This is a genomic window from Hymenobacter mucosus (genome assembly GCF_900188255.1).
GTDB classification, from domain to species: Bacteria; Bacteroidota; Bacteroidia; order Cytophagales; family Hymenobacteraceae; genus Hymenobacter; species Hymenobacter mucosus.
Window position 1 is genome coordinate 1 of sequence record NZ_FZNS01000023.1, and the last position, 10,453, is coordinate 10,453.

20 protein-coding genes are annotated in these 10,453 nt (G+C 57.6%); 6 read left to right on the forward strand and 14 right to left on the reverse strand.

The window, feature by feature from the left end; translation table 11 throughout:
* Both CHB83_RS22975 and CHB83_RS22980 read right to left on the reverse strand, forming a co-directional pair.
* Positions 1–125, reverse strand: a 125-nt coding sequence (locus tag CHB83_RS22975; protein WP_143437263.1) for a type II toxin-antitoxin system PemK/MazF family toxin, incomplete at its 3' end; no start/stop codon positions are given.
* Complete coding sequence (locus tag CHB83_RS22980) at positions 113–373, reverse strand: AbrB/MazE/SpoVT family DNA-binding domain-containing protein (RefSeq protein WP_089334473.1); 261 nt, start codon at positions 371–373, stop codon at positions 113–115. The genes CHB83_RS22975 and CHB83_RS22980, both read right to left, overlap by 13 nt.
* A 587-nt stretch (positions 374–960) precedes the next feature.
* Here CHB83_RS22980 and CHB83_RS22985 point away from each other — a divergent pair.
* From CHB83_RS22985 to CHB83_RS23000, 4 genes are all read left to right on the forward strand, one after another.
* The gene (locus tag CHB83_RS22985; protein WP_089334474.1) at positions 961–1,653 is read left to right on the forward strand and encodes a carboxypeptidase-like regulatory domain-containing protein; all 693 of its coding nucleotides are present in this window, start codon (positions 961–963) and stop codon (positions 1,651–1,653) included.
* Between the two features lie 40 nt (positions 1,654–1,693).
* The gene (locus tag CHB83_RS22990) at positions 1,694–2,116 is read left to right on the forward strand and encodes a roadblock/LC7 domain-containing protein (RefSeq protein WP_089334475.1); all 423 of its coding nucleotides are present in this window, start codon (positions 1,694–1,696) and stop codon (positions 2,114–2,116) included.
* 39 nt (positions 2,117–2,155) lie between these two features.
* Complete coding sequence (locus CHB83_RS22995) at positions 2,156–2,518, forward strand: hypothetical protein (protein ID WP_089334476.1); 363 nt, start codon at positions 2,156–2,158, stop codon at positions 2,516–2,518.
* 1,177 nt (positions 2,519–3,695) lie between these two features.
* Positions 3,696–3,887, forward strand: coding sequence for a hypothetical protein (locus CHB83_RS23000; protein ID WP_089334477.1), 192 nt, complete (start codon positions 3,696–3,698; stop codon positions 3,885–3,887).
* 14 nt (positions 3,888–3,901) lie between these two features.
* Here the strand turns inward: CHB83_RS23000 and CHB83_RS23005 are convergent, their stop codons facing one another.
* The 5 genes from CHB83_RS23005 to CHB83_RS23990 all read right to left on the reverse strand — a co-directional run bounded on the left by CHB83_RS23005 (position 3,902) and on the right by CHB83_RS23990 (position 5,329).
* Positions 3,902–4,129, reverse strand: a complete 228-nt coding sequence (locus tag CHB83_RS23005; protein WP_089334478.1) for a hypothetical protein — start codon at positions 4,127–4,129, stop codon at positions 3,902–3,904.
* Positions 4,130–4,160: 31 nt separating this feature from the next.
* Entirely contained in the window at positions 4,161–4,478 is a 318-nt protein-coding gene (locus CHB83_RS23010) for an antitoxin VbhA family protein (protein ID WP_089334479.1), read from the reverse strand.
* Entirely contained in the window at positions 4,475–4,798 is a 324-nt protein-coding gene (locus CHB83_RS23015; RefSeq protein ID WP_089334480.1) for a hypothetical protein, read from the reverse strand. Before CHB83_RS23015 ends, CHB83_RS23010 begins: the two co-directional genes overlap by 4 nt.
* 34 nt (positions 4,799–4,832) lie before the next feature.
* Entirely contained in the window at positions 4,833–5,033 is a 201-nt protein-coding gene (locus CHB83_RS23020; protein ID WP_089334481.1) for a hypothetical protein, read from the reverse strand.
* Positions 5,034–5,155: 122 nt separating this feature from the next.
* Complete coding sequence (locus tag CHB83_RS23990; RefSeq protein WP_179225625.1) at positions 5,156–5,329, reverse strand: hypothetical protein; 174 nt, start codon at positions 5,327–5,329, stop codon at positions 5,156–5,158.
* A gap of 199 nt (positions 5,330–5,528) precedes the next feature.
* On the opposite strand from CHB83_RS23990, the gene CHB83_RS23025 reads away from it, so the two are divergent.
* Complete coding sequence (locus CHB83_RS23025) at positions 5,529–6,107, forward strand: hypothetical protein (RefSeq protein ID WP_143437264.1); 579 nt, start codon at positions 5,529–5,531, stop codon at positions 6,105–6,107.
* Between the two features lie 180 nt (positions 6,108–6,287).
* On the opposite strand, the gene CHB83_RS23030 is transcribed toward CHB83_RS23025, so the two are convergent.
* Both CHB83_RS23030 and CHB83_RS23035 read right to left on the reverse strand, forming a co-directional pair.
* The gene (locus CHB83_RS23030) at positions 6,288–6,602 is read right to left on the reverse strand and encodes a hypothetical protein (RefSeq protein WP_089334483.1); all 315 of its coding nucleotides are present in this window, start codon (positions 6,600–6,602) and stop codon (positions 6,288–6,290) included.
* An 11-nt stretch (positions 6,603–6,613) separates the two neighbouring features.
* Positions 6,614–6,934, reverse strand: a complete 321-nt coding sequence (locus CHB83_RS23035; RefSeq protein WP_089334484.1) for a hypothetical protein — start codon at positions 6,932–6,934, stop codon at positions 6,614–6,616.
* A 173-nt stretch (positions 6,935–7,107) separates the two neighbouring features.
* On the opposite strand from CHB83_RS23035, the gene mscL reads away from it, so the two are divergent.
* A complete protein-coding gene (mscL, locus tag CHB83_RS23040) occupies positions 7,108–7,536 on the forward strand; it encodes a large conductance mechanosensitive channel protein MscL (RefSeq protein ID WP_089334485.1) in 429 nt (142 codons plus the stop codon).
* 162 nt (positions 7,537–7,698) lie between these two features.
* Here the strand turns inward: mscL and CHB83_RS23045 are convergent, their stop codons facing one another.
* The 5 genes from CHB83_RS23045 to CHB83_RS24450 are packed head-to-tail and all read right to left on the reverse strand — an operon-like array spanning position 7,699 to position 10,285.
* Positions 7,699–7,935: a hypothetical protein gene (locus CHB83_RS23045; RefSeq protein ID WP_089334486.1), complete on the reverse strand. Its 237-nt coding sequence runs from the start codon at positions 7,933–7,935 to the stop codon at positions 7,699–7,701.
* Positions 7,936–7,966: 31 nt separating this feature from the next.
* Positions 7,967–8,353: a hypothetical protein gene (locus CHB83_RS23050; protein ID WP_089334487.1), complete on the reverse strand. Its 387-nt coding sequence runs from the start codon at positions 8,351–8,353 to the stop codon at positions 7,967–7,969.
* 56 nt (positions 8,354–8,409) lie between these two features.
* Positions 8,410–8,934, reverse strand: coding sequence for a hypothetical protein (locus CHB83_RS23055; RefSeq protein WP_089334488.1), 525 nt, complete (start codon positions 8,932–8,934; stop codon positions 8,410–8,412).
* Between the two features lie 17 nt (positions 8,935–8,951).
* On the reverse strand, positions 8,952–9,896 hold the full coding sequence (locus CHB83_RS23060) for a relaxase/mobilization nuclease domain-containing protein (protein WP_089334489.1): 945 nt from the start codon (positions 9,894–9,896) through the stop codon (positions 8,952–8,954).
* Positions 9,893–10,285 (reverse strand): plasmid mobilization protein, encoded by a 393-nt coding sequence (locus CHB83_RS24450; RefSeq protein ID WP_089334490.1) that lies wholly within the window; start codon positions 10,283–10,285, stop codon positions 9,893–9,895. Before CHB83_RS24450 ends, CHB83_RS23060 begins: the two co-directional genes overlap by 4 nt.
* Between the last annotated feature and the right edge of the window lie 168 nt (positions 10,286–10,453).

Below are 10,453 nucleotides of genomic sequence, written 5' to 3' on the forward strand. Positions count from 1 at the left end.
AGGTAGCGGTTCATCTCGTCGGGAGAGAGCACCACGCAGGGGCGGGTCTTGTTGATTTCGCTGCCCTGGGTCGGGTCCAGGTTCACCAGCCACACCTCGAAGCGCTGCACCGCTACCACTGCCACTGAGTTTCCTCAAAGGCCTCGTCCGAGAATCCCTCCAGCAGCTCGCCCTCCGGCGCCTGGCCCTGGGCCAGGGCGTGCTGAAAGCGCTCGTCCCAACCCTGGCGGCGGGCCTTGCCAACCGGTTTGATAAGCAAGCCCTCCGGCGTAGGCTGCAGGTCCACCTCGCCGACAAGGTGGTACTGCTGCAGTAACTTCTTGGGTAGTACAATCCCCTGGGAATTGCCCACCCGAATCAGGCGCGTGTTCATAGATGCAAATGTACGTACAATGTTAGTACATTCATTGGACTCTAGCCGCTTCATTCATGGTGAAGTATTTCCTAACAAAAAATGATCCCCATCGCTTATAAGCGACAATAGAACTATGCAGGGTAGGGCCAGTTGATAATCACCGGTGCGATCTTAGTTTGTTAACTTTATCCTATTTCCATAGCCAGTATTTAGTAATAGAGTTAGCACATTCTTGCTATTCCCAAAAAGAGAAAATTACAAATTTAAGTATACTTTTACGCAGACAAAGAGAACCTTATAAATTACATTATCAAAATAGTTTTAATTAATAAAACTTATTTCATATCCCAAAATGAAATAAGTTTCTGTTACTTTCCAAGAATTTACTATTTATACAAAATTCGTTTTACCCTATAAATGGGACGTTCCACCACGTATAAAAGACCCTTTACCGAGAGTAAGTGACATTTTATCCAGAATGGGATTATATAAATTATTCATTATACATATACGTACACTATTTATCTTAAATATTCTATATCATATTTGTTCTTGTTCTACAGTCTGAAGTGTTCTCCTACCTCACACCTTATTGCCCCCTTTATATGAAACTAAGTGCTACCCCATTTCATCCTACCACAGGCGACTTACTCCCAGCGTACCGAGACGCCTACCTGCGCGGTGATTTGACTATTAAAAATACGGAGGCAGTCGATGCCTTTATGAAGCTGAACAGCTCGCAGGCCGATGCGACACTGTGCCGGTTCTACGAAATGAAAAACCTGGGTCACCAAGTTCGTCCCGTGGGCTGGGTGCAACGCCAGTTCGACCTGATTCGGACCGAGCCTCAGCGTTTCCGGCAGCGCGCGGCCGCGATGCTGGTAGGTAGTGTCTTAGTGGGTGGCGCTGTATTTGCCGGCACGAACACACCAAATGCACCTACTGAGAACGTCCCCGGGACGGCCGATGCGACTGCACTGACGACAGCTGAATCCGCTGAGGCCGCCACTATGGCCTCCGTACGTGTCGTAACGATGCGCGGACGAATCCTAAACGAAGACGGCAAGCCGTTAGTCGGTGCTACTGTGTTGGACCGCGCCAACCGTCGGGGTGTATCCACCGATCAGAATGGCAACTATGCTATCGTAGTGCCCGCCGGTAGAGCCACGCAGCTACAGTATGCCTACGCTGGCTACGCGGACGAAGAGGTCGTGCTGAACGGCAAAAGCACGTACAACACAACGTTGGTACCTCGTACTGAGGCGAAAACGAAAAAGCGGCACTGGTGGCAGTTCTAAGAACGGCTGTAAGCAGTCCGTTTTCTGCTCTCGCTAACACATGAAGATTCCTTTCTTCAACCGAGTCCGCACCCGCCAAATCACGGTAGGCACGTCCCACGAGGCAGGTCTGCAAGCCCGCACAGTGCTAGAAAGGCTGTTGGACGAGATGCCGGAGTTGCTCTTAGCGTGCGTGGTAGAAGTGCAATCCGGGCGGGTGCTGGCTTCCTACAGCCGAGAGCCATACCTCAATCCCAACCAAATCAGCTTACGGTACGCCAAACTGCTGCAACTGACCAGCAAAACGGTGGCTGCCAAACAGATTCCAGGTGGTCCCTTAACGGAAAGCACCGTGCTACTGGAAGACCAGTTTCACACCCTGCGCCCCATGCACCAGGGCCAATGGTACTGCTTTGTAGCCGTGCGCTTTGCCGACGCTAACCTCGGTATGGCGTGGGACATCTTGCGCCGCCATACCGCATAAAGTTCTACTCAACGTTTTTACCATTTTTACCATTACCTCATGGCTTCGCCGAAACAAACCGTTAAAGAAATTCTGGAAGAGTTGCCCACCCTGTTGGCCGTAGCAGTAGTAGAGACCGAAACCGGCATGCCTCTGGCGGCGCACTCCAATCTCGCTGATTTCGATATTGATACTGCTGCTGCCTACAACACGGAAGTAGTAAAGCAGAAATTGAAGGCGATCAAAGCACTCAACCTGAACCAGACGGTACAAGACATCTTGCTCACCCTCACCGATCAGCTGCACTTGATTAAGCTCTCACCTACCGGAGATAAATTTATTTATCTAGCGGTCAACTCCCGCGACACGAACTTGGCCGTCGCGCGCCAGATTCTGAAAAGCCAAACGGCAGTTTTGAACTAAGCAGTAGGTTGCAAGTAGTCCACCCTTCAGGTGGCCTTCCTACTACGCAATAGCCCCGCTAGCAATGTAGCTAGCGGGGCTATTGCGTAGTAGGAAGGCCACCTGAAACTATAGGCAGACCACCTCCATTCAATGTGCTTCTGGCAGCGAGTCAGCTTTTAGCACCTGTGGCTAAGCCAATAAACGGCAAGATTTATCTAACTCATGGCTTTTTACCTGTCCATAAAGTGGTCAGTTGCTGTTCAGCTTTAGCGTAGAGGCGTTGCAAGACTTTATGTTTGCGCTGCAACACCCGGTACCGTCGGTGAATGGCTACAGCCACTCCACTGGTCCCTATGAGAAGTATAGCCAATAGAGCCTCTAGCCACGTCATTTACTCCTTGGTAACCCTTTCTTACTTATCCTAACTAGACAAAGCCCCCCATTAGACGGTTTTCCTGTTGCAACTCACGAGTGAGTTGCCACTGCTCAGTCCATAGCGAAAGGTAAGGGAAGTGCCCAACTGACTGGAACTTTTTGTCGGGTACCGAAGTCCCCTTGCCGTTCACTGCTGTCCAGGAGTTCTTCACCTGACGCGTTGCTATGGATTTATACGTATTGTTTGGGTTGCTATTCTGCTTACTGGCCTGTTTTCGGGAAGGTGTCTGGATGAAGTATTCCCCTGAGAACGTGGCGCGTTGGCACGCGCAAGCGGCGCGGCAGAAACCTTACTCCCCCAATGCACTTGATCTGCCAACACCATTTTACCCAGTTGCCCCCTCCCTCATCGGACAGGTCATTACCAGCCCGAACTCGTCGAACGATTTTAGACAGGAAGTTTGCTCCATGCCGTACGTCTTCTGCCAAATTAGGTAGTTAAGCTATCTTCTTTTAGATAAACATAGGTGAGCGTTGTCTGCTTTAGGGTTTGGCAAGCTAGTAGCAGAGAAATAATTAAATTTTTCTGATAGCAAGCCTTTCTAGAAAGTCCCGGGGTCATCTTGAAATAGTTGCTTAACATAATGTAGCTTATAATCCCGCTCTTAGAATCCGTGCGGTTTTGCCTCTCCTGAACGGCCCTCGGCCGGCGTGGTACTTTGCCGCGATGGGGCGCCCACTGAACGGCTGTTTCTTTGCGGGGGGAATTTTTCGGTTCCCGCGAGCGTCTTCTGCCCCGAATAGCCCTTTTCGTGCTTCTATGAGCCCTGAACCGCTACACCCACCCCTGCCGCCCATCCAAACCGCTGCCGAATACGAAGCTGCGGTGGCCCGTTTTTGGGCCTTGGTGAACCGCCCGAACGACTTAGCCTTGCTGCTGGCCATGCGCGAAGTCATGCGCGCTTACGAGTACGCCCACGGTCCCGACAAGCCGGCTGCATCGGGCGAGTAGTAACCCGCTTACGCTCAGTCCTGGGGAATTTGCCCGCCGCTCTCGCCTAGTATCCACTCCATCGCGGCGGCTTTCGCCCGCACGGCCAGTAGCTGCCGCTCGGCCAGCTCCCGGCTTGTCTGGTGGCCGGCGTCGGGGTAGAGCTGGTGCAGCTGGTAGTGGTGCAGGACTTCGGTTTCCAGCTGCTCGTCTTTCCGGTCGAGGGCTTCCAGGTAGGCGTTTACTTCGGCTTCGGTCTTCATTAGGTGTTTTGCAATTGCAAAAAATCGGTGATTACAGGCTTTTGGGGGCTAGGCTTTCATCGAACAGCAAATACGGGCTGTACTTGGGCGCGGGCTCTACGGCCGGGCCTTCGCCGGGGGCATACTTCGCGGCCGGGTCCGGCCCTGGGGCGGGCTGGCACGCGGCATCGAGGCGGGCCGACAACTGCTCCAAGTCAATCTGCCCGGCGATGTACTGGTGCTGCAAGCTCACCAGCAGCGGCGACGGGTGCCGGCTCTGGCTCAGCGACACGCCCACGGCGAAGGTTACCACGTCGCGGCGCTGCTGCGCGGTCTGCTCGTTGGCAGAAAAATAGGGCGTGTGGCTCATGGGGCTTGCTCTTCAAAGGAAAGGCGGCGCACCGGCTGCGGGCCGCTGTCCTGGGTAATGCACACAAAGTGCCGGGTGTCCTGCACCGACGTGGCCGTAAGGTGGATGCTGGGCGGGAAGTCGAAACGCGCCCGCAGTGCGGCCACGTCGAGCGGCTGCGCGAACCCGTAAACGCCGTACCCGTCCCGGTTGTAATAGAACTGGTCGCCGGTCGCCGGCGTGTTGCCCTGGGCTTTCAAAAAGTCGATGATGGGCAACAGGTGGTCGGTGTCGCTGCCAGTGGGCGCGTCGGTCAGGATGCGTTCTTTTTCGGTGGTCATGGGCTACTTGTTTTGCAATTGCAAAAAGAAGGGGCTACTCGCCGCCTGCGGGTCGGCCGGCCGGGGCGTTTCGCAGCTCATACAGAGTGGCGTAGAGGTCAAGGGCGCGCTGCTGCTTGGCAGCTAGGTCGGCCTCGTCCACCGGCAAGCCGTGGCGGCTTTGCAACGCGTCAATGTCGAATTCCAGCACGGCCAGCTCGTCGGTGGCGGCGTTGATTTTAGCTTGATTTTCCATACTACAAGATACGGAAAAATGCCCGTACCACCTCGGAAACGCGGTTTTAAGGCCGCGAGAGTCGCGTATTTGCTGCCCGCTCCGGCCTGGCTGTCGAATACGCTGCTCTGCCGACGCTCAGCTCACATACTCGGCCGCTGGGTGCGGTCCTTTTTGGGTGCCGGAGCCTGTGCTGGGGCCTGCTCAGGAGCGGCGGGCGTGGGTTGCGGGCGCTGCTCTACCGGCACGGCCGGCTGCTGCACCGGCGTGGCGAGTGGCACCGCTGGGCGCTGCTCGGCAGCCACCGACTGCGGCACCGCTACTTGGGGTGTTGTTAAACAAATAGGGGAAAACCTCCGACTCGGCAGCTGAACAGCCTAGATGCTAGTGATACGGTATAAGTTCGCCGTATGAGTAGCGAGAGGCGATAGGATTACACGTCCCTTAAGGCCATCGATAGAATGTAGCCTAAACGAACGGTTTGTGCGGTACTATGCCAGCCCTACTTGTCGTTTCTTGATAGTACGCCTCCAAGCAGAGACCAAGATGAATGACGAGCTACATCAGCTTTTTGTCGCTGACCAACAAGAGCGAGAAAACCATCCGGAAGTCGGCACCCCCGACTACGTTGCGTTGCGCAGCCGGGACCACACGCGCCGCCAACAGGTGCAACAAATGCTGGACCTCCACCAGGTCGCTACCGCCCAAGATTACTACCATGCCGCCTTGATTTTTCAGCACGGGGAGACGGTAGAGGAGATATGGTCTGCGCACCAGTGGGCATTGAAAAGCGTAGCATTGGGGCTCCCGGCGGGCAAATGGCTGGCCGCCGCTGCGTTGGACCGGTGGCATATGTACCAAGGGCAGCCGCAAAAATACGGTACCCAGCTGGTGCCCGATGGAACCCGCTACCGGTTGTGGGACGTCGATGCCAGCACGACCGACCAGGAGCGGACCCAGTGGGCTGTTCCTTCCCTAGCTGAAATGGAGGCTCGCGCTGTTCGATTAACGGCGGAGAACAACGGAAAAATGCCGCCCCTAGAAGGTGCTCCTGAGTGGTTGAAGCAAGCACTGGTACGCTGGAAAATCAATTGATTGATGGGCGTGGGGCGTGGTTGGGGCTCTTCTTCTCAAAGTTCGGCTCAGCCGGATAACCTCTCTTTCGCTCCTGCGCCTAATTGTAGCTGTTGAGCAAGTAAAGGGATTCTCTAAGTCGGAGGTTTTCCCCTATTTGTTTAACAACACCCAAAAATAGGGCGTGTGGCTCATCGGGGCTTACTTTTCAAAGGAAAGGCGGCGCACCGGCTGCGGGCCTCTGTCCTGGGTAATGCACACAAAGTGCCGGGTGTCCTGCACCGACGTGGGTGTCAGGTGGATGCTGGCCGGAAAGTCGAACTGCGCCCGCAGCGCGTCCATATCCAGCGGCTGAGTGAACCCATACACGCCGTACCCGTCCCGACTATAGTAGAACGCGTCGCCCGTGGCCGGCTCGTTGCCCTGGGCTTTCAGAAAATCAATGACGGGCTGCAGGTGCGCCGTGCGCGAACCGTCGGCCTTGTCTGAAATCGGCACTTTGGTGGGGGGATTCATGGGCGCTCGGGCTAAATGCGGGACAACAGGTGGCGCGTCCGGGGCTGGGTCAGCGATACCTCGTACACCTCCCCTGTGGCGGGGTATTCGTGCAACAAGAACCCCATTACGGGGCCTACTGGCCCGCTAACGAGGCCGCGATGCGCCTCGCACAGAACCCGTGCTTCCCAGCCATTGGGACGGGGACGGCGGGGCGTCCGCATCAAGTGCCAGAGGCGGCGAACTGTCCAGGCAGGTGCCAGCGCCCAGCCAGCTTGAAAAAGTAGCCGTAGCCAAACTAGCCCGGCTGGGAGAGAGGGGTAACGCGTGTTGCGGAAAGGCAGGGATTTCATAAGTAAAGCAGGTGGCTGCGACAAGCCAGAAAAGCATCGGGTTTGGCAGTTTTATTTCCCTGTTGGTCGAAGTACTGACCGAAATGTCACAAGCCCATGCTTCCTTTACACTCAAGTAAGCCGACTAATTCAACGGCTCCTTTTTACTTTTCACCATCACTTAACCCGTTTCAATGGGACTCGTTTCAGAATTCAAGGAATTTATTGCTAAGGGCAATGTGCTCGACCTCGCCGTCGGTGTTATCATCGGCGCGGCCTTCGGCAAAATCGTTACCTCGCTCACCGACGATATCCTCATGCCCATTTTGAGCCTGTTCACAGGGGGCATCGATTTCCAAAACATGTTCCTCACCCTCGACGGCAAGTCTTACGCCACTTTGGAAGACGCAAAAAAGGCCGGTTCCGCCGCCATTGCCTACGGCAGCTTCATCAACGCCGTCATCTATTTCCTTATCATCGCCTTCATCGTTTTCCTGATTGTGAAGGGCGCCAATAGCATCAAGAAAAAGCCGGTGGAAGTAGTGGCCGTTCCGCCCCCCCCGACGGCTGACCAGCAGTTGCTGATGGAAATCCGCGACGCTTTACGCACGGGTCGCGTATAAACACCGCCCCCCTTCGGTACGAGAGCCCGCTGTTCCCCACAAGGTAGCAGCGGGCTCTCTTGACCGTTTACCATGTTCCAGTTAGAATCCATAACGGGGGCTGTAAAGGGAGCGGCGATGGTCCTGCCCGGATGTCAGCCTTGTGCACCGCCCATGGCGGCGCTAAAGGGGTTCTTTTCGTAAGTGGACACAATCCCCCGCTACCATAAGAAGGCCATAGACCTCCCCCGTGGCAGGGTACTCGTGCACGTAGCGGCCCTGCGTGTCGCGGTAGCTCAGGAACGTGTTGGCGGCGGCGGCTTCGGCCCGCAGCTGCGCCCGCATCGCGTCCTGGAACGCGGGCGAGTCAAGTTGCTGCAGAAAGGCCGTGAGGGCGCTGGAAACGGATTCGGCGGGCATGGGCTGCGGGGCTACGGGGAAGAAAGAACGCTTAACCGCTTACGAGAAAGTCCGTTAGCGTGTCCGGCAACGGATTATCTTCCATTTGTTGCGCTGCCTGCTGCGGGCTCAGGCCCGTAAGCAGCAGCTGATAGGCCCGTAGGATGGCCACATCCGGCGCGTCCTCGGGCGAGATGCCGAACTCCTGGCCCTCGTCCAGCACCGGATTCACGTAACTCAGCAGCGACATCCAGTCCGTGGTCCGCGGCGTGTTCAGGCCGCCCGGAAAGGCCTCGGCCCGCTCCAACCACCTGCGGCACGCCAGCTCTGCGTGCCACGCGAAGCTGGACATGCGCAGGAACGTATCCAGCTCGTTGTAGCGCGTAAACTGGGGGCCTTCCTCGGCCCAAAAAGACGGTTTTTTAGGGGCTTCTTGCATCCTACAAGATACACCCAAAACCCCGTATTTTCCCCGTTTAAGGCCGTTTTCAGGGCTTAAAAGCCCTGCTGTGGGAAATACTTTTGTACCACCTTCGGATTGTCCCGTTTCAGGTCCCAATAGCCCTTCGTCAGCCAATCCAGTGCCCGCTTTTTCTTGGCCTGCTCCTGCTGCAGCTGCACGACCTGCGCCTCAGCGGCCGCTTTCTCCTTCCACAGGTAGGTGCTCAGGCTGGCCAACACCAGCAGCAGGGCAATCACTCCCAACCCCAGCCGCATACTGGTAAAGCCCCACACTTCCCCCACCACGGGCACACTGCGCGGAATCCGGTCAATCACCTGCTGCAGCTGCGCCGTGCCCGTGGTGAGCGTGTTTTCCACCTTCGCCGGCGTGGCCAGGTGCGGCTGTATGGCCTCGGCAATGCCCTGGTAGTTGATGGTAAACCGCACCTCCTGCTTCACCTTGGCCAGCACCTCGTCCAGCTCGGCCCGGCTCACCGGCTTGCCCTGCTCTACGCTGCGCTTGTTCAGCGCCTCGATGCCCCGCCGTAGCGCGTTTATGTCTTGAAGTAGCTCTTGCATACGTCGTTGCTGAAAAGTTAATCCCCCATCTCAAAGCCTCGGGACGGCTGCTTGCCCGGCTGCTGCTGGGCCTGTCGCTCTTTGGCTTGGGCGTACGCGGCCGCCAGCTTGGCCAGCGCGTAGTCCTGGCCCACCTGCTGCCACGGCTGGGCCGGGTCGTGGCCTAGCTCGCGGGCCTTGGCAAAGCCCGTTTCCAGGTTACCGGCGCTGTACTCGCGGCCCACCTGGCTCCCTTTCACCCGGTGCCCGTCCTGCGCGAACACCACCCCGGCCGGGCTCCCGTCCTTGCGCCGCGTCAGTTCCAGCTCGATGCCTCGCGGGCGCAGCGCCTCGCGCAACTCGTCAAAGCTGCCCGCCTGGCCCGCCGTGTAGCTCAGAGCGCGGCTAATCTCCTGGCGGGCGCGGCTCCACTCGGCCGACTGTTCCTCCTTCGGGGTCGTGGCCTGCTGCTGCTTCGGGGTCGGGCCGATTTCGCGGGCCTGCTGGCGGCCCACCTGGTCGGCCACGATCAGCCCATACTCCTGCTCGATGCCTTTGCACACGTCCACGCTGCGGGAGCGGATAAACTGGTCGCTCACCGTCTGCCCGTCCAAATCCACCCGGTTTACCACCAGGTGCATGTGCGGGTGGATCTTGTCCTGGTGCCGCACCACGGCCCATTGCGTGTTCTCCGGGTCAATTTTCAGCCCCTTTAGGTAGTCCTGGGCAATGCGGCTCATCACCTCATTGGTCAGCTTCTCCTTTTCCTCGACCGGAAAGGCCAGCGCCACGTGCAGCACGGCCTTGCCTAGTCCGGGCCGCATGGCCCGCACCGCGTCGAAGTCCGCCGCCATATGCTCGGCGCTGTCCGTGCGCACCCCGTGCGCGGCCAGCACCTCGGCCCCTTTGCCGGGGGCCTGCTCCTGCAGCACGTACCGGCACATGGCCCCGAACGACTGGTTCACCTTCACCTTGCCAATCATACCGCCTCGCCCGTGAGCCGCTTCAGCAGCTGGTGCATCTGCCCGAGTACCGTCGTGGCCCCGGTGCGCTGGTCCTGGCCCAAATGCGCCAGCTTGGTGAGCTGATTCAGGTTCGCCGCTATGCCGGCCAGCTGCGCCAGCTGCCGCGCTTCCTCTGGGGTCGGCGGGGCCTGCAGTTTCGTGGCCGTGTTCTGCTTCCGCCACACCGACCGCAGCACCTCGCCCTGGCTCAGCTGGTACCGCTCGGCCTCGCTGGTCAGGCGCTCGTGCTCCGCATCGGTAAGCCGAACGCTCACGACGTGGCGCTGTTTTTCGGCCAGCGGGCCGGCCTTTCGGCCTCCTTTTCGGGGGCGGTGGGGAGTGGAATTGGCAGGGGTGTTTTCTTCCATATGGGTGGCCCCTGAAGGGGCAAGTGGAGTGAGCCCAACGGGCGAACGGGTTTCCTGAATTGCGCGAAGCGCGATTCAGGAAACACATCTTGCGAACTACGCCAGAACGACCCCGCCCGCGCCTCAAGGTATGTATTTCTGGGTGCTGTTAAACAAACAGGGGAAAAC

Coding starts and splice junctions, on each gene's coding strand:
- CHB83_RS23015 (WP_089334480.1), bottom strand. CDS start 4,798: ATGACCACCGAAAAAGAACGCATCCTGACCGACGCGCCCACTGGCAGC.
- CHB83_RS23000 (WP_089334477.1), top strand. CDS start 3,696: ATGAGCCCTGAACCGCTACACCCACCCCTGCCGCCCATCCAAACCGCT.
- CHB83_RS23010 (WP_089334479.1), bottom strand. CDS start 4,478: ATGAGCCACACGCCCTATTTTTCTGCCAACGAGCAGACCGCGCAGCAG.
- CHB83_RS24450 (WP_089334490.1), bottom strand. CDS start 10,285: ATGGAAGAAAACACCCCTGCCAATTCCACTCCCCACCGCCCCCGAAAA.
- CHB83_RS23035 (WP_089334484.1), bottom strand. CDS start 6,934: ATGAAATCCCTGCCTTTCCGCAACACGCGTTACCCCTCTCTCCCAGCC.
- CHB83_RS23045 (WP_089334486.1), bottom strand. CDS start 7,935: ATGCCCGCCGAATCCGTTTCCAGCGCCCTCACGGCCTTTCTGCAGCAA.
- CHB83_RS23005 (WP_089334478.1), bottom strand. CDS start 4,129: ATGAAGACCGAAGCCGAAGTAAACGCCTACCTGGAAGCCCTCGACCGG.
- CHB83_RS23020 (WP_089334481.1), bottom strand. CDS start 5,033: ATGGAAAATCAAGCTAAAATCAACGCCGCCACCGACGAGCTGGCCGTG.
- CHB83_RS23050 (WP_089334487.1), bottom strand. CDS start 8,353: ATGCAAGAAGCCCCTAAAAAACCGTCTTTTTGGGCCGAGGAAGGCCCC.
- CHB83_RS22995 (WP_089334476.1), top strand. CDS start 2,156: ATGGCTTCGCCGAAACAAACCGTTAAAGAAATTCTGGAAGAGTTGCCC.
- CHB83_RS22980 (WP_089334473.1), bottom strand. CDS start 373: ATGAACACGCGCCTGATTCGGGTGGGCAATTCCCAGGGGATTGTACTA.
- CHB83_RS22985 (WP_089334474.1), top strand. CDS start 961: ATGAAACTAAGTGCTACCCCATTTCATCCTACCACAGGCGACTTACTC.
- CHB83_RS23060 (WP_089334489.1), bottom strand. CDS start 9,896: ATGATTGGCAAGGTGAAGGTGAACCAGTCGTTCGGGGCCATGTGCCGG.
- CHB83_RS23030 (WP_089334483.1), bottom strand. CDS start 6,602: ATGAATCCCCCCACCAAAGTGCCGATTTCAGACAAGGCCGACGGTTCG.
- CHB83_RS23055 (WP_089334488.1), bottom strand. CDS start 8,934: ATGCAAGAGCTACTTCAAGACATAAACGCGCTACGGCGGGGCATCGAG.
- CHB83_RS22990 (WP_089334475.1), top strand. CDS start 1,694: ATGAAGATTCCTTTCTTCAACCGAGTCCGCACCCGCCAAATCACGGTA.
- mscL (WP_089334485.1), top strand. CDS start 7,108: ATGGGACTCGTTTCAGAATTCAAGGAATTTATTGCTAAGGGCAATGTG.